The sequence below is a fragment of the Flavobacterium anhuiense genome (assembly GCF_004151235.1).
GTDB classification, from domain to species: Bacteria; Bacteroidota; Bacteroidia; order Flavobacteriales; family Flavobacteriaceae; genus Flavobacterium; species Flavobacterium anhuiense_A.
This window is the reverse complement of sequence record NZ_JUIV01000002.1, coordinates 434,904-458,966: the sequence shown is the minus strand read 5'-3', so window position 1 is coordinate 458,966 and position 24,063 is coordinate 434,904. Positions and strand designations below refer to the sequence as shown.

General features: G+C 34.9%; 15 protein-coding genes. 11 read left to right on the top strand and 4 right to left on the bottom strand.

Annotated features, from left to right (window positions below; genetic code table 11):
• Positions 1-119: 119 nt before the first annotated feature.
• The 4 genes from NU08_RS04850 to NU08_RS04835 form a co-directional block, all read right to left on the bottom strand.
• Positions 120-2,996 (bottom strand): alpha-amylase family glycosyl hydrolase, encoded by a 2,877-nt coding sequence (locus NU08_RS04850; protein WP_129746106.1) that lies wholly within the window; start codon positions 2,994-2,996, stop codon positions 120-122.
• A 79-nt stretch (positions 2,997-3,075) separates the two neighbouring features.
• Positions 3,076-3,891: a SusE domain-containing protein gene (locus tag NU08_RS04845; protein ID WP_066032944.1), complete on the bottom strand. Its 816-nt coding sequence runs from the start codon at positions 3,889-3,891 to the stop codon at positions 3,076-3,078.
• 23 nt (positions 3,892-3,914) lie between these two features.
• A complete protein-coding gene (locus NU08_RS04840) occupies positions 3,915-5,522 on the bottom strand; it encodes a RagB/SusD family nutrient uptake outer membrane protein (protein ID WP_129746105.1) in 1,608 nt (535 codons plus the stop codon).
• Positions 5,523-5,557: 35 nt separating this feature from the next.
• The gene (locus tag NU08_RS04835; protein ID WP_129746104.1) at positions 5,558-8,536 is read right to left on the bottom strand and encodes a SusC/RagA family TonB-linked outer membrane protein; all 2,979 of its coding nucleotides are present in this window, start codon (positions 8,534-8,536) and stop codon (positions 5,558-5,560) included.
• Positions 8,537-8,772: 236 nt separating this feature from the next.
• On the opposite strand from NU08_RS04835, the gene NU08_RS04830 reads away from it, so the two are divergent.
• The 11 genes from NU08_RS04830 (at position 8,773) to NU08_RS04780 (ending at position 24,037) form a co-directional block, all read left to right on the top strand.
• Positions 8,773-9,804: a LacI family DNA-binding transcriptional regulator gene (locus NU08_RS04830; protein WP_129746103.1), complete on the top strand. Its 1,032-nt coding sequence runs from the start codon at positions 8,773-8,775 to the stop codon at positions 9,802-9,804.
• A 177-nt stretch (positions 9,805-9,981) separates the two neighbouring features.
• Positions 9,982-11,337, top strand: coding sequence for an MFS transporter (locus NU08_RS04825; protein ID WP_129746102.1), 1,356 nt, complete (start codon positions 9,982-9,984; stop codon positions 11,335-11,337).
• Between the two features lie 25 nt (positions 11,338-11,362).
• Positions 11,363-12,016 carry a beta-phosphoglucomutase gene (pgmB, locus tag NU08_RS04820; RefSeq protein WP_129746101.1) on the top strand — a complete coding sequence of 218 codons (654 nt, stop codon included), beginning with the start codon at positions 11,363-11,365 and terminating at the stop codon, positions 12,014-12,016.
• 139 nt (positions 12,017-12,155) lie between these two features.
• Entirely contained in the window at positions 12,156-14,459 is a 2,304-nt protein-coding gene (locus tag NU08_RS04815; protein WP_129746100.1) for a glycoside hydrolase family 65 protein, read from the top strand.
• A gap of 28 nt (positions 14,460-14,487) precedes the next feature.
• Positions 14,488-16,602 (top strand): glycoside hydrolase family 97 protein, encoded by a 2,115-nt coding sequence (locus tag NU08_RS04810; protein WP_129746099.1) that lies wholly within the window; start codon positions 14,488-14,490, stop codon positions 16,600-16,602.
• A gap of 141 nt (positions 16,603-16,743) precedes the next feature.
• Entirely contained in the window at positions 16,744-18,606 is a 1,863-nt protein-coding gene (locus tag NU08_RS04805) for a glycoside hydrolase family 13 protein (protein WP_129746098.1), read from the top strand.
• 214 nt (positions 18,607-18,820) lie between these two features.
• Positions 18,821-20,482, top strand: coding sequence for an alpha-amylase family glycosyl hydrolase (locus NU08_RS04800; protein ID WP_129746097.1), 1,662 nt, complete (start codon positions 18,821-18,823; stop codon positions 20,480-20,482).
• 269 nt (positions 20,483-20,751) lie between these two features.
• Positions 20,752-21,426: a glycerophosphodiester phosphodiesterase gene (locus tag NU08_RS04795; RefSeq protein ID WP_129746096.1), complete on the top strand. Its 675-nt coding sequence runs from the start codon at positions 20,752-20,754 to the stop codon at positions 21,424-21,426.
• A 172-nt stretch (positions 21,427-21,598) separates the two neighbouring features.
• On the top strand, positions 21,599-22,807 hold the full coding sequence (locus tag NU08_RS04790; protein ID WP_129746095.1) for an NAD(P)/FAD-dependent oxidoreductase: 1,209 nt from the start codon (positions 21,599-21,601) through the stop codon (positions 22,805-22,807).
• A 6-nt stretch (positions 22,808-22,813) separates the two neighbouring features.
• Positions 22,814-23,461, top strand: a complete 648-nt coding sequence (locus NU08_RS04785) for an HAD family hydrolase (protein ID WP_129746094.1) — start codon at positions 22,814-22,816, stop codon at positions 23,459-23,461.
• A 3-nt stretch (positions 23,462-23,464) separates the two neighbouring features.
• Positions 23,465-24,037, top strand: coding sequence for a Crp/Fnr family transcriptional regulator (locus NU08_RS04780; RefSeq protein WP_129746093.1), 573 nt, complete (start codon positions 23,465-23,467; stop codon positions 24,035-24,037).
• The last annotated feature ends 26 nt before the right edge of the window (positions 24,038-24,063 follow it).

The window sequence follows — 24,063 nt, the reverse complement described above, 5'->3', positions numbered from 1 at the left end:
ATAGAACTCCATCGACTTATTTAATCACCTCGAAAAAAACACATTTATATTACAAAAAACTACTTTAAGCAAAAAAGGCTGTCCATTTCTAGACAGCCCTTTTTCATTACTAACCAAACCTAATTTTTAATAAACTTCACAACGCGAACTTTATTATTCTCATCAAACGTCTTTACAAGATATAATCCAGAAGCTAAACCACTCACTGAGAATTGATATTCTGTATTTCCGTTTGTATTAAATGTTTTTACTAATTGCCCTGTAATAGAATAGATATCTACTTGTGAGGCTTTAAACCCTAAAGTAAAATAATCGGCAACAGGATTTGGGTATAAACTAACTTGATTTCCTTTTTCAAAATCTTCTATTGCCAGATTTGCCTGTTTATTACCATAAATTCTATATTCTCCCGGAGCCAAACTTATTGGAGCATTTACATCGGTCACGTTAATCGTTGAATTATCCATTAAGTTGTACCATGCTCCTGTATATTGAAATCCTGGAATCGTATTTTGTGCAGTTGTTTCAAAATTGGCCAAAATTACAACATCTTTAAGCTGAGCCGAAGTCAAACTGTTGTTCGTAATTTTGATATTAACCGTCAAAGTAGTCGTATTGGCCATTGTTGCTGTCCCTAAAAATACAGGCTCTGCTTTTTTAAGGGTAATCATCTTAGCCCAATCGTTGTAAATTTTGTTCCGATTAGAATCACCCAACCAATTTTCTGTCCATTGAGGCTGTGGTTTTGTATCTAATTTACAATCTCCTGGAGTAGTTGACGATTCATCATTTACAGTTCCGTTATTACAGCTAAAAATAGAATCATCCATTCCTAATTCTCCAAAATGCCAAATCATTTTTGGTCCTGGAATCAGCAAAGAAACTGCTCCAATAGCAGACATTCTAGATAATGCTGTATTTAATGTTTTGACATTATAACTTCCGTTTGAAGCTCCGTATTGCACATTTTTATACATCAGACGTTCCTCATCGTGGCTTTCTGCATAACCCATTAAACGATTGGCAGCAAATCCGCGGTTTGCACTATTCATTCTAAAAATATTGCTTTCAGAAGCATATCCCATAGACAATTGATTGTATTCGTTTGTCATTTTCCCCCACATCATCACCCCTTTACTTGGTGTTTCTCCTACTCTGTAGTTAGCCCATTCCTTTTCTTCTACATCAGTCCCTAAATGCTCAAAAATAGTATAATGTGTAGGATCAATTGCCCAAGAAAAATCAGCATATTTTTTTAATACATCCACTCTATCTTGTTGATATGCGTTTGTACACGTTTGATCTGAAGCTGTACAAGCCTGCGTAAATCCTTTGGTTAAATCCCAACGGAAACCATCAATTTTATATTCTTCAATCCAATGTTTGATAACTCGATTTACATAATATTGTGTTTTTAAAGATTGATGATTAAAGTCTTCTCCAACACTATAACTATGTTTCGCTACAGTATTAAAATATGGATTTTCCGCAGTTGGCGAACCAAAACCGTCTCCATCAGGATCATTCATCCACATTCTGACCATCGGATTTCTTCCAAAAGCGTGATTTAACGCAACGTCAAGAATTACAGCAATTCCGTTTTGATGGCATAAATCAATAAACTCTTTTAATTTATCTGACGTTCCGTAAAACTTATCTAATGCCATATGAAAAGAAGTATTATACCCCCAACTTTCATTGCCTTCAAATTCCATTACAGGCATTAATTCAATAGCATTGATTTTTAAGTTTTTAAAATAATCTATTCTATCAATTAAACCCTGATAGCTTCTTGAAGCATCAAAATCGCGAACCAAAACCTCATAGACTACCAACTTTTCCTTTTCAGGTTTTACAAAATTGCTCACTTGCCAATTATAAGGAGTCTGCCCTGTTTTCAAAACCGTAACCTCAAAATTTTGCCCCGCAGGATAAGCAGGCATATTTGGATATTTAGCAGCTGGAATTGAAGGATCATCATAAGGAGATAATACTAAAGTAGAATATGGATCTGCCGCTTTTACTAAAGATGGCGAATTTGCCAACGGCGTTGCATCACCAACCCAATACTGATACATATTATTTACACCTGAAACTAAGCCAGTTATTTCTAACCAAAATTTTCCTGAAGACGGGTCTTTCTTCATAGCGTAAACAGATGTTGGCTGCCAATTGTTAAAGCTTCCCGCTACATAAACAAAGTCCTTTAATGGTGCGTCCAAAACCAAAGTCGCTTTTGTAGCATCGGAAGAATTATAATTAATTCCATCAACCATACCCGCTGGCATAGCCTGAGATATTGTATTTGGATTTACTATAACAGAAAATTTTTTAGAAACTGTAGTCGTTCCTTGAGTTGCAACTAATTCATAACTTTGGTTTCCTGTAATATTGATATGTGTATAAGAATAACTTGAAGTGCTGGCATTTGTATTAATTGTCACCCCATTCGATTTCAAAGTATAACTACCTGCCCCACCTGTGTTTGTTGCACTGATAGTAAAATTTGAACCAGAATTAATAATTGTCGTGCTATTTTCAATAGGAGTAGCCAATGTTACCTGAAAAGATCCGACATTAAGAAAAAAATCGGTGCAAGAAGGGGCTAGTTTTAAAGTTTGAGAACCGTTGGCATTTCTAAATACAATTCCCATTTTTGTTGCAGCGGTTTGCTGAATCGATGTTAATCCGAAATATACACTAGGAGTAATTGTGATACTCCATGTCCCATTTGCATTTTTAGTCATTAATCCTACACCATCATCAGCGCCCCAATTTCCTTTTACGACCTGCCAGGGATTTGCATCTGTACCTATTCCTGAATGCATATATACTTTTGATGGATTGGTTCCCATAGTATTACAAGTACTTGATGCAAATGATGCCGTAATTGTGACAGGCTCATTCACCTGAAACACTGCTGGAGATACTGTTATCTGTTGAGCTTCAGCAATAATAGACAATAAAAAGAAAATAAAAAGTAATGTTTTTTTCATAATCTCGTGGTTTTGTGTGGTTAGTTAGATTAAAAAAGGGCTATCTGGAGATAGCCCTTTTTATAATTACATTAAAACTTTAGTCTAATGTTATTTTTTTCGCACCATTGTCAATAGTTAAAACTCTTGGTCCAGTTGGTCCAGTATATTTGAAGTTACTATCACCATCACCAGCATTTACCAATTCGTCATCTATTGTATAACCTAAGTTTGAATAATAAGTATAATTATGGCTTTGATCCCAGTTACCATCGCTTGTAAAGTTATTACCTAAGAATTCTCTAAAAGCTTCTCCACTTTTAAGAACAATAGTTACTTTATAAACATTTGTTGTGCCAACTACTAATGGGAATTCAGTTTCAGCATCACCAGCCCATGTCCAACCTCCTGGAGTAGCCGCGCCAACTAACCAGTGAGAACTTGCTAATGGCACGTGATATGGTGTAGCTGTAATTGTATAAAAGTTAGAATATTGAGGAAGTCCTGAAGCACCAACAACAGCTTTGATACGAATATCAACTTTGTTTGCCTCTTTCTCAACAAAACCACCATTTACTAATGCTGAATTTAATTCAGACACTGTTAAGGCCACAAATTTTTCTGTTGTATTTGTTACAGTGATAGGAGCTGCAAATTTTGTTCCCGCTTTAGCTATCTCAACAGTATAATTTACTACAGTTTGCATCCCTGTATATGCAGCATTATCCCACACAACAGTTGTTGCAACTTCATTTTCAGTCTCTTTTGAAAGAACGATAGTAAAATCAGATTTAGGATTCAACAGAACAGGAGCTGTTGCTGCTTCGATTACTGGTCTGTCTTCTACATCATCAGCATTACATGAAACTGCTAATACACCGATGAAAGCAATTAAAATTTTATATATATTTTTCATTTTTAATATTTTTATAAGGTTAGTTAGTATCCTGGATTTTGTTTTAAAGTTGGGTTTGCCTGTATAATTCTAGAAGGGATTGGCATTAAATCTCTGTAAGATTCAGTTGCAATTCCATTTATAGAACCACCTTTCCATTGCCAAATTTTTGATCCTCCTGTGAATTTACCAAAACGAATTAAATCCGTTCTTCTATGACATTCCCAGAACAATTCTCTTCCTCTTTCATCCAAAATAAAATCAAGATTTAATTGAGATGCAGTAACATTAGCCGCATTTGCTCTTGTACGAAGCTGATTAATATAACCAACTGCTGTTCCTATATTAGCAGATGAGGCTCCTCTTACAGCTGCTTCAGCATACATCAAGTAAACATCAGACAATCTGAACATTGGAAAATCTGTATCAGGAATATCGTTTCTTTGTGCTGCAGATCCGTCAGACTTTTTATTAATATATTTCGTTACCGCATAACCATCAGTAAATGTTCCAACATTATTAATATCTTTTGATTGGCCATTTGTATAAAAAGTTCCTCTTTTATCTCCAGTTGCAGTTTCATCAGGGAATATATTTACAAACTCTCTACGAGTTCTGATTCCCTGCCATCCACCATCCATACCTCTCGAGGCAGCATCCATACTACCTCCAATAGATGCATGAAGAATAAAACTCATTCCTCCTCCTGTCGCTCTAATGGCATTACCATCACTTATAACTGGAAAAATAAATTCATTTTGAGCTCCGTTTACATCATTATCGGCAGAGAATAAGTAGCTATAAGGAACATTTGCAAATGTATATCCTGAATTATTAATAATATCAGCACATAAAGTTCCAGCATCATTGAATCTGTCTGTACCAGTATAAACTTTAGCGTTTAGGTAGATTTGAGCTAATAAAAATTTAGCTGCAGTTTTATCAACTCTTCCATATTCATTTGTTCTTGAAGCCACTAAACTATTGTCTAAATCTTTTAATTCAGCTTCAACAAAAGCGAAAACTTCAGCTCTTGTTCTTTGCACAGGATAAAAGAATCCTACTGGATCGAGTTCTGTTGTAATTGGCACATTTCCAAACAAATCCATTAAATTAACATAAGAAAAAGCTCTTAAAAAACGAGCTTCAGCTCTAAATTTAGCGATATCAGCTTTTAAGCTTGCATCAACTCCTCTTGCATTTAGCTTTTCTTCTGTTGTTTGTCTTAAAAACTCATTGGCAACACTAATTTCATAAAATGCTCTCGAATATGTTCCTGCCAAAAATTCATTTGCAGGAGACCATGTTTGAGAATTTAATGTAGGCAATGTTCCGTCTGCCCATGCAATAATAGCCTCGTCTGTAGTGAACTCTTGTGTCACAAAAAGCAAACGCAAATAACTGCTGAAATCTCCTCCAATTCCAGAGATATCTGGCTGACCATCACCATCATTTCCTCCTACATAAAGACCTGCATATAATTTCGCTAAAACTTGTTTATATGATGCTGGATCCTGAAAGAATTGCTCTGACAAAAACTCATCATCATCAGTCGGAGTAACATTCAAATCGTCCGTACATGACGTAAGCGTCATATTCAATCCTAAAACAAGTAGGAAAAAATAAGATATATATTTAAATGATATTTTCATTTTATATTTTTTTAAATTTATTTTTCAATAATCTACTAGAAACTTGCATTCACACCAAACAAGAAAGTTCTAGCTCTTGGATATACATTATTATCAATTCCATTGAATCTCTCTGGATCTAAACCATTGTATTTTGTTAACACAAATACATTTTGAACTCCCGCTGTAAATCTTAAAGAAGCAGCTTTTAATAAATTTTTATCGAAAGTGTAACCTAAAGTAATATTATCTAATTTGATAAAAGAAGCATCCTTAATATAATAATTAGACAAATAACGTTGTGTACCATTATCTTCATATTTAAAACCAGTATTCAAATAATCTGCGCTAACATTTGATAAATCTGTATCTCTTCTTAAAGCAGCATCAGAATATCCTAAGTTTGAGCTTACGTTATCGAAAATATAATTTCCTAAACTTGCTCTCCAGTTCATTGTAAAATCAAACTTTTTATAATTTAAAGTAGAGAATAAACCAAATGTGTAATCTGCTGTAGGCTTATGGAATCTGTAACGATCTGAAGCATCAATTTTTCCGTCACCATTTCTATCTACATAAGCACCTGCAATAGGTTTTTTATTTGCATCATATAATTGCTCATAAACCAGGAATGATCTTGGAGCATAACCTACAGAGTTGACTTGAATTTTATTTCCAGCTCCTCCCGCAATATCATCTCCTGTTAAATATCCTTGAAAACCAGGTACTGTAGTACCTAAATTATCAATTTTCTGATCTATGTATGTTGTGTTAAAAGCAACATTCCAAGTTAAATTATCATTTTTAACAACATCTGATTGAATATTAAACTCAATACCTTTAGTTCTTACACTACCAATGTTATAAATCCCTGAATTTCTAATATTTGCTCCATCAGGAACCACGACATCAGCTAACAAATCACTTGATTTTTTATCAAAATAGTTTACAGATCCTGTAATTTTATCATTTAAAAATCCGAAATCTATACCAACGTTCATTTCTGCTAATTCCTCCCATTTAATATTTTCATTATATCCTTCAGGTCTAGCAGTTGAATAAACCTTACCGCCAAAAATATACTGCGTATTAATTGTACCCAGAGTTACTCTTTTTAGGTAATCGTATGCCGCAGTAACAACATCTTGTTGACCAGTTGTTCCATAACCAAATCTTAGCTTAAGACTTGACAAGGTTTCATTATCTTTCAAAAAAGCTTCTTCGGCCACATTCCAAGCTAAAGCAACTCCACCAAAATTACCCCATCTGTATTTTTCAGAAAAACGAGAACTCCCATCTCTTCTATAATTTACAGTTGCTAAATATCTACTATCATATCCTAAGTTAACACGGCCGAAATACGATTGTAAATTAATATCTGGACTTGTAATGACATCTGTGTTAGGATTTGGCTGTCTTAATTCTCCTGATTGATATCTTTCTCTCTGGAATAATTGGTAATTGTAACCAGCTGTTGCATCAACTTTAAACTTGCCTAAATCCTTAACATAATTAAAGTAAGCATTTAAGTTCTTATTTTGAAGCATATCTGTGTACTTAGAATAGTTTCCATAGTTTACATAATCAGGACCGTTAAATGGTTTTGGCTGATATCCTAAGATACTTTCTGTACTTACCGTAGTATTTCCATTACTGTCAAATCTATCAATACCAGCTTCAACAACGGCTCTTAAATCTTCAAAGAAGTGAAATTTGTAATCCAATCTAACATTCCCCCATTTTCTAGTCGAAGTAGCTCTTCTATTATCTTGATTTAATCTTGCAACCGGGTTTCTTGCCGGTAATAATGGCACATTCCCATTAGCTTCTAACCATTCAAAATATCCTCCATAACGAGATCCTTCTTCATAAACTGATTGTGTTGGATCAAACCCGATAGCACTTCCAATAACAGCATTTTCATCTTGAAATTGATTTTTTCCAAAAGCTAAGTTTCCGTTAATATCAATTTTCAAATGATTATCAAATAAAACAGGATTTAACGATATCGATGTCGTAGTTCTTTCAAAAGAAGTATTTCTAAGAATTCCAGGATTATCAACATTTCCAACAGATAAACGTACAGGCAATTTATCAAACAAAGCCCCACTAACAGAGATATTATTGTTAGTTGTTAAAGCTGTATGGAATATTTCATCCTGCCAATTTGTATTTGCTGTTCCTAACAATGCTTTTTGAGCAGGAGAACCTTTTTCGTTAACTAACGCACGAAATTGATCTGCATTTAAAACATCTACTTGATTTGCAACAGTATTTATACCAACTTGAGAACTAAAATTAACTTTCACTCCTCCTTTTGATCCTTTTTTAGTAGTAATAACGATTACACCACTTGCAGCACGAGATCCATAAATCGCAGCAGCAGAAGCATCTTTCAATACTGTAAAAGACTCAATGTCATTTGGATCAATTGTAGACAAAATACTTGTTGCTCCACTAGGAACATCATTTGTTAACGGAAGTCCATCTACTACAATTAAAGGCTCATTTGATGCCGTTAATGAAGATCCTCCACGAATTCTAATATCAGCTTTAGCACCTGGAGCACCCCCTCCTACTACATTTACACCAGCAATACGTCCGCTGATCAAAGTTTCTGGAGTTACATTAATTCCTTTGTTAAATTCTTTTGCTGAAATTTGAGAAACAGATCCTGTTGCATCTTTTTTCTTAACAGTACCATAACCAACTTGTACTACAACTTCTTTAAGTTGATTAGTATCTTCTTCTAAAGAAATGTTAAGTGTTTTTTGACCAGTGTACTCAATTGTTTCTGTTTTGTAGCCAATAAAAGAAACAACGATTTTGTTACCGTTTTTAACATTTGACAGCTGGTAATTTCCATCAAATCCAGTTGATGCACCGTTTGGAGCACCTTGTACATTTACATTTACTCCTGGTATTGGTTGATTTGTTGTTTTGTCAACAACAATCCCTTTTAAAGTGTTCTGAGCCAACACACTAAAAGGCAACAATAGGAATAAAAATAACAACTTTTTGTAAATTGTTTTCATACTTTTTGTTTAAATTAGTTTTGAGTTTTTGAATGTTAGTTAAGTTTTTAATTTTACTTCGAATTTCAAAATTATGAATTTATTAACATGCTCGACAGGAGGCAATTTTTATTGCTTTACGAAAACGTGGTAGTGTTGAAAACTTTCTATTTTTTGTAATCTTTTAGCGTTAAAATTGCAAATACCAAAAATATTATACACCTTTATTATTAATTAGATTTTTTTCAATTAACTACATGAAACGTAAAATAACCCTCAAACAGATTGCAAAGGAGCTTGACGTGTCTATCTCAACTGTCTCTAAATCACTTAGAAACAGTCTTGAAATTGGCGAAGAAACACGACTAAAAGTGCAGGCTTTTGCGAAGTTTTACAACTACAAACCAAACAATATTGCCCTTAGTTTAAAGAACCGAAAAACTAAAAGTATCGGCATTATTATTCCAGAAATTGTACATTATTTTTTCTCTACGGTTATCAACGGAGTTGAACAGGTAGCAAACGAATATGGATACAGTGTAGTTATCTGTGTATCAGACGATTCTTTTGATAAAGAAGTTCTAAATATGGAGATGTTGGCCAACGGAAGTATCGATGGTTTTATCATGTCTCTTTCGAAAGAAACACAATTTAAAGGCGACTTTCATCATATCACTGAAGTTATCAATCAAGGGATGCCTGTAGTAATGTTTGACCGCGTTACAAACGACATTTTATGTGATAAAGTTATTATTGATGATAAAGCTGCTGCATACGAAGCTGTTCAAAGTTTAATTGACAACGGACGTAGAAAGATCGCTTTGGTAACTACCGTAGATTATGTAAGCGTTGGAAAACTTAGAACTGATGGCTATGAGAAAGCACTTTTGGACAACGGAATTGCTTTTAGCGAAGATTTAATAATCAAAATTGAAGATGTAGATACTTGTGAGATAACTATTTCTGAGCTTCTCCATGCAAGAGCTTTTGATGCTGTTTTTGCTGTAAATGAACTTTTTGCGGTAACTATTATCAAAACAGCAAATAAAATGGGACTAAAAGTTCCTGAAGATTTAGCCGTAATTGCATTTACTGATGGAATTATTTCCAAATATTCAACTCCAACCATTACAACAGTAAGTCAGAGTGGCGAAAAAATGGGTAGTAAAGCTGCCAAAATGCTTATCGAAAGGCTTGAAGCCGAAGAAGATGATGACGAAGAGCATACTGAAAATTACACAACAGAAGTCATAGAAACCCATTTAATAAAAAGAGAATCTACTGACTAAAAATCTTAAAATCAATACTTTCTAAAGCCATAAAAAATATTTATGGCTTTTTTATTAGCATAAATAAAAAAATAATTAATACTTTTACGCCCGTCAAGGCTTTTACTTTTACTTCGAAAAAACAGTAAGTTTTGATAAGCAAAGCGCTTATCGTATAATTTTTTACAAATTACGATAATGGAAAAGCGTAAATTAAGTTTCTGGGAAATCTGGAATATGAGTTTCGGTTTCTTAGGAATACAAATGGGGTTTGCACTTCAAAATGCAAATGCCAGTAGAATTCTTCAAATTTTCGGTGCCGACGTACATGAACTTTCTTGGTTCTGGATTATTGCTCCTTTAATGGGATTAATCGTTCAGCCTATTATTGGTCATTACAGCGATAGAACCTGGGGACGGTTCGGCAGACGAAAACCTTTCTTTTTAGTAGGCGCTATTTTAGCTTCGGTTGGATTAATATTAATGCCGCAAGCCAATATCTTCATTTCTATTTTACCAGCTTTATGGGTTGGAGCTGGAATGTTAATGATTATGGATGCTTCTTTCAACATTGCCATGGAGCCTTTTAGAGCTCTTGTTGGCGATAATTTAAGAACAGATCAGCGTACTGCAGGATTTAGTATCCAAACTTCTTTAATAGGTTTTGGAGCTGTAATTGGTTCGGCCTTGCCTTACATTTTAACAAAATGGTTTCATGTGCCAAACAGTACAATTCCTGGGAGTGTTCCATTAAACTTGACCTTGTCATTTATCATTGGCGCAGCAGTTTTAATTGGTTCCATCTTGGTTACGTTACTTACAACCAAAGAATATTCGCCAGAAGAATTGGCAAAATTTGAAGATCCTCAAAATGAGGTGGTTTCTGATTCTGAGGAAAAATCAAAAATTACAGACATCTTTACCGATTTTGCAAAAATGCCAACAACAATGCGCCAGTTAAGCTGGGTGCAATTTTTTTCTTGGTTCGGTCTATTCGGAATGTGGGTTTTTACTACTCCAGCAATTGCACATCATATTTACAAACTGCCATTAAATGACACTTCAAGCCAGCAATATCAAGATGCTGGTGACTGGGTTGGAATTCTTTTTGGTGTTTATAACTTAGTTTCGGCTATTGTTGCTTTGTTTTTCTTGCCATACATAGCAAAAAAAATTGGGCGAAAAGCAACACATTCACTTTCATTGGTTATTGGCGGAATTGGCTTAATATCGATTTATTACATGCCAAATGAAGACTGGGTTATATTTCCAATGGTTTTAATTGGAGTTGCTTGGGCAAGTATTTTAGCAATGCCTTATGCAATCTTAGCAGGATCTATTACACCTAAAAAAATGGGTGTTTACATGGGAATTTTCAACTTCTTTGTTGTTATCCCACAAATCGTTAATGCATTAATTGGAGGTCCTATTGTAAAATATCTTTACAACGGAGATGCCATTTATGCTTTAGTCACAAGTGGAGTTAGTTTTTTAATCGCCGCTGCTTTAGTTTCTAAAGTAAAAGATGTAGACGACTTTACTCAAAAATCATAATTAAAAGAATAATTTTTCCCTCACAATGAACAAAAAGGCATTTATATTCGACCTTGACGGCGTAATTGTAGACACCGCTAAATACCACTTTTTGGCCTGGCAGAAAATCGCTCAGTCATTAAATATAAATTTTACACACGAAGACAACGAACTATTAAAAGGTGTAAGCCGTGTACGTTCGTTAGATATTATATTAGAATTAGGCAATGTCCAAGCTTCTCAAGAAGACAAAGACAAATGGCTAATTCAAAAAAATGAAGATTATTTATCTTATCTAGTTGACATGGATGAAAGTGAGATTCTTCCAGGAGTTTTAAAAGTGCTACAACTATTGAGAGATTTAAATCAAGGAATTGCATTGGGTTCTGCCAGCAAAAATGCAAGACCAATTCTAGAAAAAACTGGAGTTCTATCTTACTTCGATGTTATTGTTGACGGAAACGATGTCAGCAATGCAAAACCAGATCCGGAAGTTTTCTTGAAAGCGGCTCAATTATTAGACATTGATCCAAAAAATTCAATTGTATTTGAAGATTCTGTTGCCGGAATCCAGGCAGCAAATATTGCAGAAATGGTAAGTGTTGGAATTGGTGAGGAAACAATTTTACATGAAGCTGATCATATTTTTAAAGATTTTACCCAAATCGAAACAAGCTTTATTGAAGAGTTAATTGGATAATTAGAAAATGTGTCAATGAGATAATGTTGCTCATCGACAAATATTCTAATGAAACAATTACTCAAATGAATGTAAAAAGTTAATAAGAAACCAAGGCAATTATCGAATTACCAAATTGCCGAATTATCTAATTTAAAAGATGAACCAAGATTATATAAAACCAGACAATTGGTCTATTATTGAAGAAGGATTTGATGCAGAGAGAGTAAAATCTTCTGAAAGTCTTTTTAGTATCGGGAATGGCGCTATGGGCCAGCGCGCCAATTTTGAGGAAACGTATTCCGCAGAAACTTTCCAAGGAAGTTATATTGCAGGAATTTACTATCCAGACAAAACAAAAGTGGGCTGGTGGAAAAACGGTTATCCAAAATATTTTGCTAAAGTACTTAACGCTCCAAACTGGATAGGAATAGATATCGAAATCAACGAAGAAAATCTGGATCTAAATACTTGTACCGAAGTTAGAAACTTTCGTAGAGAATTGAATATGAAAGAAGGTTGGTACAATCGTTCTTTTGAAGCTGTTCTTAAAAACGGAACTGAAATCGCTGTAAATGTTCGTCGTTTTCTTTCGTTAGATTTAGACGAAGCTGGAGTTATCAAATACGATATTACGCCTTTAAATAAAGATGCAAAAATCGTCTACAAACCTTATATCGATGCTGGTGTAACCAATGAAGATGCAAACTGGGAAGAAAAATTCTGGGAACCTTTAGAGGTTAAAAAAGGGACAAACGAAGCTTTTGTAACCGCACAAACTTTCAAAACGCATTTTAAGGTTACGACTTTCATGCACAATACGATTTTTGCTAACGGAGAAAATGCAAATATTTCACCATCAACAATCGATTCAACTGTAGATAAAGTTCAGTACACTTACGGAACTATTATCGCAAAAGGACAAACCTCAACTATCCAGAAAATTGGAGGTTATGCCGTTTCTTTAAACCACGAAAATACCTTAGCTGGAGCCGAAAAAGCAATCAAATCTGCTGTTGCTTTAGGTTATGAAACCTTGCTTCAAAACCAAATCGATGCTTGGGCTAAAGTTTGGGAAATGTCAGATATTACTATTGAAGGCGATGTAAAAGCGCAACAGGGAATTCGTTTCAACATTTTCCAATTAAACCAAACGTATTCTGGAAAAGATTCTCGTTTAAACATTGGGCCAAAAGGATTTACAGGAGAAAAATACGGCGGATCAACTTATTGGGACACTGAGGCGTATTGTATTCCATTTTACATGGCAACAAAAGATCAGCAAGTTGCAAGAAACTTATTGACGTATCGTTACAATCAATTGGACAAAGCAATTGAAAATGCTAAAGATAATTTAGGTTTCAAAAACGGTGCAGCTTTATACCCAATGGTTACCATGAACGGTGAAGAATGCCACAACGAATGGGAAATCACACACGAAGAAATCCATAGAAACGGTGCGATTGCTTTTGCGATTTACAACTATAACCGTTACACTGGCGATTACTCTTATATCCCGGAAAAAGGTTTAGAGGTTTTAATCGGAATTGCGCGTTTCTGGCATCAAAGAGCTTCTTTTTCAAAAGATAAAAATCAGTACGTAATTCTGGGAGTTACTGGTCCAAACGAATACGAAAACAACATCAATAATAATTTCTACACCAATTATATTGCAAAATGGTGTATTGATTTTGCTGCGGAGCAAATCGAAAAAGTAGCTTCAGAATATCCTGCAGATCATAAAAGAGTAATGGAGAAAGTAAATCTTTCTGCAGAAGAAATCAAAGAATGGAAAAAAGTGGCAGATGACATGTATTTCCCTATTTCTGAAGAGCTTGGAATCTACTTACAGCAAGACGGTTTCTTAGATAAAGAATTAGTTCCGGTAAAAGATTTAGATAAATCACAGCGTCCTATCAACCAAAAATGGTCTTGGGATCGTGTATTGCGTTCGCCATACATCAAACAGGCTGACGTTTTACAAGGTTTTTATTTCTTCGAAGATCATTTTTCAAAAGAAGAATTAAAACGCAATTTCGAGTTTTATGAATCATTTACGGTTCACGAAAGTTCGCTTTCGCCTTGTGTACACTCAATTCAGGCTGCAGCTTTAGATAAAATGGACATGGCATATACATTTTATTTAAGAACTTCTCGTTTGGATTTGGATGATTATAACAAAGAAGTAGAAGAAGGTTGTCATATCACGTCAATGGCCGGTACATGGATGAGTATCGTGGAAGGCTTTGGAGGAATGCGTGTGAAAAATGATCAGCTTCATTTCTCTCCAAAAATTCCAAAGGAATGGAAAGGTTATACGTTTAAAATCAATTTCAGAAACCAAATTCTTAAAGTATCTGTAAATCACAACGAAACAACTTTTACTGTAGACGGCGATCAAGATTTAACAATTATCGTTAACGGAAAACCTGTAACTGCAAGTAAATTTGTACAAATAAATTAAATTACAATACATCTAAAATCTAAAAAACATGAAAAACTTATTTTTCGCAAGTTTAATTTTGTTTGCGTTCAGCACTGTTGCAAAAGCGCAGCAATTAAAATCACCCGAAGGAAAGTTCGTAATGGAATTTTCTCTTCAAAACGACGGAACTCCAGTTTACAATTTAAAATACAAAAACAAAGAAGTTATTAAAACCAGTAAACTAGGTCTTGAACTTAAAGATGACAAAAAATCTTTATTGAACGACTTTACAATTGCTGACACGAAAACTTCAACTTTTGATGAAACTTGGAAACCAGTTTGGGGAGAAGTAGATCACATCAGAAATCATTATAATGAGCTGGCGGTTACTTTAATCCAAAAAAGTACTGACAGACAAATCGTTATCCGTTTCCGTTTATTCGATGACGGTTTAGGATTCCGTTATGAATTTCCAGCGCAAAAGAATCTTACTTATTTTGTAATCAAAGAAGAAAGATCACAATTTGCCATGACTGGAGATCATACCGCTTTTTGGATTCCAGGAGATTACGATACTCAGGAATATGATTACACAAAATCAAAATTATCAGAAATTAGAGGTTTATCTCAAAAAGCGTATACAGCAAACGTTTCTCAAAAATCATTTTCACCAACAGGAGTTCAGACTTCTTTGATGTTAAAAACAGCTGACGGAATCTATATCAACTTACACGAAGCTGCTTTGATTGACTATTCTTGTATGCACTTGAATTTAGATGATAAAAATTTCGTTTTCGAATCTTGGTTAACTCCAGATGCAAAAGGAGACAAAGGTCATATGCAGGCGCCAAATCACTCTCCTTGGAGAACGATTATGGTAAGCGATGATGCTAGAGAAATCTTAGCTTCTAAAATGACTTATAATTTAAACGATCCATCAAAAATTGACGATACTTCTTGGATTAAACCAGTAAAATACGTTGGTGTTTGGTGGGAAATGATTACAGGAAAAAGCTCTTGGTCATATACTAACGATTTCCCAACAGTTCAATTGGGAGTTTCTGACTTTTCAAAAGCAAAACCAAACGGAACTCACGGAGCAAACAATGCGAATGTGAAAAAATATATCGATTTTGCTGCTGCAAATGGTTTTGACGCTGTTTTGGTAGAAGGATGGAATCAAGGATGGGAAGACTGGTTTGGCCACTCAAAAGATTATGTTTTTGATTTCTTAACTCCTTACCCGGATTTCGACGTAAAGGGTCTTCATGAATATGCAAAATCAAAAGGTGTAAAAATCATCATGCACCACGAAACTTCTGGTTCTGTTCGCAACTACGAACGCCACATGGACAAAGCATACCAATTCATGAAAGACAATGGTTACGATGCTGTAAAAAGCGGTTATGTAGGCGATATTTTGCCAAGAGGTGAAAACCACTACAGCCAATGGATTGTAAACCACTATCAATATGCAATTGAAAAAGCGGCTGATTACAAAATTATGGTAAACGCTCACGAAGCAGTTCGCCCTACGGGAATTGCAAGAACGTATCCAAACTTAATTGGAAACGAAGCAGCAAGAGGAACAGAATACCAAGCTTTTGGAGGCTCTAAACCAAATCACGTTACGGTACTACCATTCACTCGTTTAATCGGTGGTCCAATGGATTACACACCTGGAATCTTCGAAATGGATATCAGCAAAATGAGTCCTGATAACAAATCTCATGTAAACAGTACAATCTGTAACCAATTGGCTTTATATGTTACAATGTATAGCCCATTACAAATGGCTGCTGATACTCCAGAGAATTACAACCGTTTTCCAGATGCATTCCAATTCATTAAAGATGTAGCTGTAGATTGGTCAGAAAGCAAATATATCGAGGCTGAGCCAGGAGATTTTATCACTGTTGCGCGTAAAGCAAAAGGAACAAACAACTGGTTTGTTGGAAACGTAAACGGAGAAACTCCGCGTACATCAAATATCGATTTCAGTTTCCTTGAAAAAGGCAAAAAATATACAGCTACAATTTATGCTGATGCTAAAGATGCGCATTACAAAACTAATCCGCAAGCTTATGCTATCAAGAAAATTGCTGTAACTAATAAATCAAAATTATCTCAGTTTTCTGCTCCAGGAGGAGGTTATGCGATAAGCATTATCGAAAACAAATAATTTTTAAAGACAAGTAATTACCCCCAAGATTACTTGTCTTTTTTTTAATCAACATCTTTTTGTCACATCGAGCGGAGTCGAGATGCTGCAAAGGTTCTCGACTCCGCTCGAACTGACAATGAAGAATAATTTCTTATTACTATGAAAAACCCAAAAACATCATTTATCTATAAATTAGTTCTATTGGTCTTATTGTTTTCCACTTCCGCGAAAGCGCAAATCCAAAAAGTAGAACCACCATTCTGGTACGCAGGAATGAAAAATTCGGAACTGCAGATTATGTTCTACGGAAAAAACATTGCACAATACGAAGCTTCAGTTTCTAATAATGTTGTGATTAAAAACGTTGAGAAAACAGAAAACCCAAATTATCTTTTCGTAACCATCGATACAAAAGATGTAAAAGCTTCTGAACTGGTTTTCTCTTTCAAAAACAATAATAAAGTTGCCTTTAAACAAAAATATGTTCTGAAAGAAAGAAGAGCCAATTCTGCCGACAGAAAAAGTTATGATGCATCGGATTTGATTTACCTAATCATGCCAGATCGTTTTGCTAACGGAAATACTAAAAATGATAGCGATGCTTCATTAACTGAAAAGGCAAACCGTCAAGATCCAAGCGGACGCCACGGTGGTGATATCGAAGGAATCATCAAAAACTTAGATTATATTTCTTCTCTTGGTGCAACAACAATTTGGAGCACGCCTTTATGCGAAGACAACGACAAACAGCATTCGTATCACACTTACGGGCAATCGGATGTTTATAAAATAGATCCACGTTACGGAACCAATGACGATTACGCTCGTTTATCGGCAGAAATGCACAAAAAGAACATGAAACTGGTTATGGATTATGTAACCAATCACTGGGGAATTACGCATTGGATGGTGAAAGATTTGCCAACAAAATCGTGGCTTAATCAATTTGAGAATTATACACAAACGCACCACAGACGTGAAGTAATAACCGATATTCATGCTTCAAAAATCGATCAGGAAGTTTGTATTGATGGATGGTTCGTTCCTTCAATGCCGGATTTAAATCTTAGAAATCCGTTAGTTGCAAAATACTTGACTCAAAATGCTATTTGGTGGATTGAATTTGCAAATCTTGATGGATTCCGAGTAGACACTTATAATTATTCAGATAAAACTGCGATGGCAAATTGGGCAAAATCGATTACAGATGAATACCCAAACTTTAATATTGTGGGTGAAATCTGGATGCACAATCAAGCGAATTTAGCTTTTTGGCAGAAAGACAGTAAAATTGGAGCAATTGAAAACTACAATTCAAACCTTCCAAGTGTTATGGATTTTACGCTTCAAAGCCAAATCACCTCTGCCTTCAGTGAAGATGAGCCAAACTGGGACAGCGGATTGATTAAATTCTATAACAATTTTGCAATGGATTTTTTATATACAAATACCAATAATATCTTAGTTTTTGCTGAAAATCATGATACAGATCGTATGAACGAAAAATTCAAATATGATTTGCCAAAATACAAACTGGCTATGACTTTATTGGCAACCGTTCGCGGAATTCCGCAGATTTATTACGGTTCAGAAATCGGAATGGGCGGTGATAAAGGAAAAGGTGGAGATGCCGATATTCGTCAGGATTTCCCAGGCGGATGGGCTGGCGATAAAAACAATGCTTTCACGGCAGCAGGAAGAACCGCAGAACAAGCAGCTTTCTTTGATTTCTCTTCGAAATTATTCAACTGGAGAAAATCAAACGAAGCAGTTCATTTCGGGAAAATGACGCATTATATTCCGGAGAACAACACTTATGTTTATTTCAGATATACAGATGCCAAAACCGTAATGGTAGTTTTCAATAACAATGCAAAAGAACAGGTTGTAAAAACAGCTCGTTTCAAAGAAAACATTAAAAACTTTAAATCAGGAAAAGATGTTATTACAGGAAAAACATTCGATTTAGCTTCTGAAATTACATTGGAACCAAAATCGGCACTGGTTTTAGAATTGGAATAGACCTAACCGCAAAGTTCGCAAAGACAAGCGCAAAGTTCGCAATGCTTTTGCCACAATATATAGCGTAGAGGCGCACAGCGGTGCGTCTCCGCAAAGTTTATCCGCCACGAATTTCACAAATTTCCACGAATTAATTATCCATATTTAAATTTGTGAAATTCGTGAATTCGTGGCGGAACTTTTTTATTATAAATCTTCGTTAAATTTGAAATAAATGAAAAAATACACTTTCCTTTTTTTATCTTTAGTATACTTAACAATGAGTTGTTCTGGCTCAAAATCAGTTACAATGAATAATACTTCAAAAACACCTTTCGTTTGGGAAGGAGCAAATGTTTATTTTTTACTTACAGATCGTTTTTACAACGGAGATACTTCCAACGATGTCAACTTTAACCGAACCAAAACTCCCGGAAAACTACGCGGATTTGAAGGCGGTGACATTATCGGAATCACTAAAAAAATCGAATCAGGATATTTTGAAAAACTAGGAATCAATGCCATTTGGCTTACGCCGATTGTAGAACAGATTCACGATGGAGTTGACGAAGGAACTGGATTGAGTTATGGTTTCCACGGTTATTGGGCAAAAGACTGGACGGCTTTAGATCCAAATTTCGGCACTAAAGAAGATTTAGCCAATTTGGTAAAAAAAGCGCATGAAAAAGGCATCAGAATAATTCTTGACGGAGTTATCAATCATACAGGGCCTGTAACTCCAGAAGATCCTGTTTGGCCTTCTGACTGGGTAAGAACTGGCGTTGTCTGCGATTACAAATCATTTGAAAATACAACGATGTGTACTTTAGTTGATAATCTTCCAGATGTTAGAACTGAAAGCACACAAGAAGTCCAACTCCCTCCTTTTTTAATCGAAAAATGGAAAAAAGAAGGTCGTTATGAAAAAGAAATAGCGTCATTGGATGAATTTTTCAAAAGAACAAATTATCCGAAAACGCCTAAATATTACATCATAAAATGGCTTACCGATTATATTCTAGAATTCGGAATTGACGGTTACAGAGGAGATACGGTAAAACACACCGATGAAAATGTTTGGGCCGACTTCAAAAAAGAATGCGACTATGCATTCGAAACTTGGAAAAAACATCATCCTTTACAGGTTTTAGATCAAAATCCTTTTTACACGATTGCCGAAGTTTACGGTTACGGAATCAGCGGTGGTCAAGATTATGATTTTGGAGATCGAAAAGTAAATTATTTCCAAAACGGTTTCAACAGCATGATCAATTTTGAATTTAAATGGAATGCTACGCAAAACGATTACGAAGGTTTATTTTCTAAATATTCCAATCATTTAAATAATGACTTAAAAGGATATTCTGTTCTCAACTATATGTCTTCACATGACGACGGCCAGCCTTTCGATGCCAATCGAACAAAAAGCATTGAAACAGCCAATAAACTATTTCTTTCTCCGGGAATGTCTCAGGTTTATTATGGAGATGAATCGGCTAGATCTTTAGTTGTTGAGGGAACTCAGGGCGATGCCACTTTGCGTTCAAATATGAATTGGGATGATATTCAAAACAATCCTGAAACGCAGAAAACACTTTTGCATTGGCAGAAATTAGGTCAATTCAGAAGAAACCATCCTGCCGTTGGAGCAGGCGTTCATAAACTGATTAATCCGTATCCTTATACTTTTTCAAGAACTTTTACTCAAGGTTCTTTTACAGATAAAGTAGTTATGGGATTAGATTTACCAAAAGGCAGAAAAGAACTTCCTGTTGGTGATATTTTCCCAAACGGAACAAAACTTAAAGACACTTATTCAAATCAAGAAGTTGAAGTTATTGATGGAAAAGTAATTATTGATAATGATTTTGACATTGTTTTACTAGAAAAGATTTAAAGGTTTTTCAACAAAGAAACACGAAAATTTCCACGAAGATTCGCAAAGTTTTTTGGCCACAGATTATTAAGATTAACACAGATTTTTTAGACGCGAATTACACGAATTTTCACGAATTAATTTATCATATCTAAATTGGTGAAAATTGGTGAAATTCGTGGCGAAGGAAAAAAATCATTTTAATCTTAATAATCTGTGGCTAACTTTTTTTATAATCCTTGTGCCCTTTGCATAAAACTTTGCGACCTTTGCGGTTAAACAAACAACAGATGCTCAAAATTGCACATCGTGGCGCCAAAGCCTACGAACCTGAAAATACTTTACAAGCTTTCCAAAAAGCCTTAGACCTAAATTCAGACGGAATTGAACTCGATGTTCATTTGAGTGCCGACGAACATATAATCGTAATTCACGACGAAACCATCGACAGAACAGCCAACGGAAAAGGTCTTGTAAATGATTTTACTTTAGCAGAATTAAAATCATTTTTGATTGATGGAAAATATCAAATTCCAACGCTAAATGAAGTTTTCGATTTGGTTGACAAAAAATGTTTAATCAATATCGAATTAAAAGGTTTAGAAACTGCTCCAAAAGTTGTTGCGCTAATTGAGGAATACATTGAAAAAGGCTGGAAATACGAGAATTTCATCATTTCAAGTTTTGATTGGAATATGTTAGAGGAAACAGCAAAACTAAATTCAAATATTCCGATTGGTGTTTTAACAGAAGAAAATATAGATACTGCTCTGGCTTTCGCCGAAAAAATAAAAGCTAAAGCCATTCATCCTGATTTTCATTTATTGAATGAAGAAAATGTTCATCAAATTAAGGAAAAAGGATTTCTGGTTTTACCTTGGACAGTAAACTCCGAAGAAGACATTCAAAAAGTAAAAAGTTATAAAGTCAACGGAATTATCTCTGATAATCCAGACAAAATATAAAGTTTAAAAATAGCCACAGATAAAAAGTTTTTTTGCCACAAATTGCACAAATTTTCACAAATTTAAACGCAATAATTAATTTGCGAAAATTTGTGCAATTTGTGGTTAAAGAAAAAATCTAGCTAAAAAAATTAGTGCCAATTCGTGTAATTCGTGGCAACCCAAAAAAAATATGATCAAAAATTTCGACATCATAATCGTTGGCGGAGGCGCAGCCGGTTTTTTTACCGCAATTAATATTGCAGAGAAAAATCCGAAACTGAAAATCGCCATTTTAGAAAGAGGAAAAGAAGTGCTTTCTAAAGTTCGTGTTTCTGGAGGCGGACGATGCAACGTTACGCATGCTTGTTTTGAACCTAACGAATTAGTAAAATTTTATCCGCGTGGAGAAAAAGAACTTCGAGGGCCGTTTCATCAATTTTGTTCTGGTGATACTATCGAATGGTTTGAAAAACACGGCGTTGAATTAAAAATTGAAGAAGACGGAAGAATGTTTCCAGTTTCCAATTCGTCTCAAACTATTATTGACTGTTTCCTTAAAGCAACAGAAAAATTAGGCATAAAAGTACTTACGGGGCAAAGTGTACAATCTATTTTCAAAAAAGAAAATCACTGGAAAATTGACACACAAAGTGATAATTTTGCAACCGAAAAATTAGTAATGGCAACAGGAAGCAACCCTAAAATCTGGGAAATGCTACAAGAACAGGGACATGCAATTGTAAGTCCTGTACCTTCCCTATTTACTTTCAACATCAAAGATTCCCGAATTAAAGAATTACCAGGAGTTGCAGCACAAGTTACCGTAAATGTAAAAGATACAAAACTGGAATCTACAGGACCTTTATTAATCACACATTGGGGAATGAGCGGCCCGGCAATCCTGAAACTTTCGGCTTGGGGCGCACGCATTTTGCATGACAAAAATTATCAGTTTACCATTTTTGTAAACTGGTTAAATGATGTTGATTTTGAAGATGCCGAAAAAATCCTAAAAGATTTAAAACAGGAACACGCTAAAAAAGCCATTTCTAAAAAATCGCCTTTTGACTTTCCAAATCGTTTGTGGGAAAGTTTGGTTTTGGCTTCGGGAATTGATTCTGAAACAAAATGGGCAGATTTATCTAAAAACCAGTTGCAGAATCTGACTTCACAATTAACAAAAGCCGAATTTAAAGTCAACGGAAAAAGTACTTTTAAAGAAGAATTTGTAACCGCTGGCGGAATCGATTTAAAAGAAATCAATTTTAAAACCATGGAAAGCAAAATTCACGAAAACCTTTATTTTGCTGGGGAAATTGTAAACATAGACGCTATTACCGGCGGATTTAATTTTCAGAATGCCTGGACAAGCGGGTTTATTCTGGCACAAAATATTTAATAGAAAATGAAATTTAAAGGAATTATTTTTGATTTAGACGGAACTTTGGTCAACTCATTACACGACATTTCAGATGCGATGAATAAAGTGCTTACTGCTCTAAATTATCCTACACATAGTTACGACACGTACCAATATTTTATCGGAAGCGGTTTACGAAATCTCGTAAGCAAAGCTCTGCCCGCTGCAAACAGTTCTGATGATGAAATTGAAAGTTGTTTTGAATGTATGGTTGAAGAATATACTAAAATCTGTACACTGAAAACAAAACCGTATGACGGAATTGTTGAACTACTAGAAAAACTGACTTCACAAAATATCAAAATGGCGGTTTTCTCCAACAAAGCTGATGAATTAACGAAGAAAATAGCATCAGAAATATTCCCAAAACAATTTGATCCTGCGGTTGGTTTAAGCACAGAAGAACTTAAAAAACCAAATCCGTTTGAGGCGATTGAAATTAGTAAAAAATGGAATTTAAAACCAGAAGAAATCCTGTTTGTAGGCGATTCTGATATTGATATGAAAACGGCAGTAAACGCTAATATGTTTCCTGTTGGCGTTACGTGGGGCTACAGAACCGAAGATGAATTGAAATCTAGTGGAGCAAAAGTGATTATTAATAAGGCTTCGGAATTAATTGAGATCTTATAAATCGTGAATGCTGAATTACAAAAACAAATACAATCAATCGCTTCGTTTTCTGAAAATGAAATCGAAATGATTGATTCTTGTTTTGAATATGAAAGTTTTAAAGCTAAAGAATTCCTTTCTGAAATGGGAAAAACCAGCAATAAAATCTTTTTTATTGTTGAAGGTCTGGCTCGTATTTATTATCTAAAAGACGGAAAAGAAATTACCACTTATTTAAGCTGCGATGACGGTTTTATTGCTTCGTATTCCAGTTTCATTAATCAGTCTGTTTCTTTTGAAAATATTCAGTGCATTGAAGACTGTGAAGTGCTTTCGATTACTTTCGAAAAAATGCAATATTTATATTCTGGAATTCCGAATTGGGAACGTGTTGGGAGAATTCTTGCTGAACAGAATTACCTCTGTATGGCCGATCGCGTTTTAAAACTTCAAATGATTCCTGCAAAAGAAAAATACCTGACATTTTTAGCATCGGCTCCAGCCAAAATAATCCAGCGAACACCTTTAATTTACATTGCTTCTTTTCTCGGAATTACGCCCGAATCATTGAGCAGAATTCGTCAGGATATTTCTTAACATTTATCAAGTGAGTTGAGAAACGG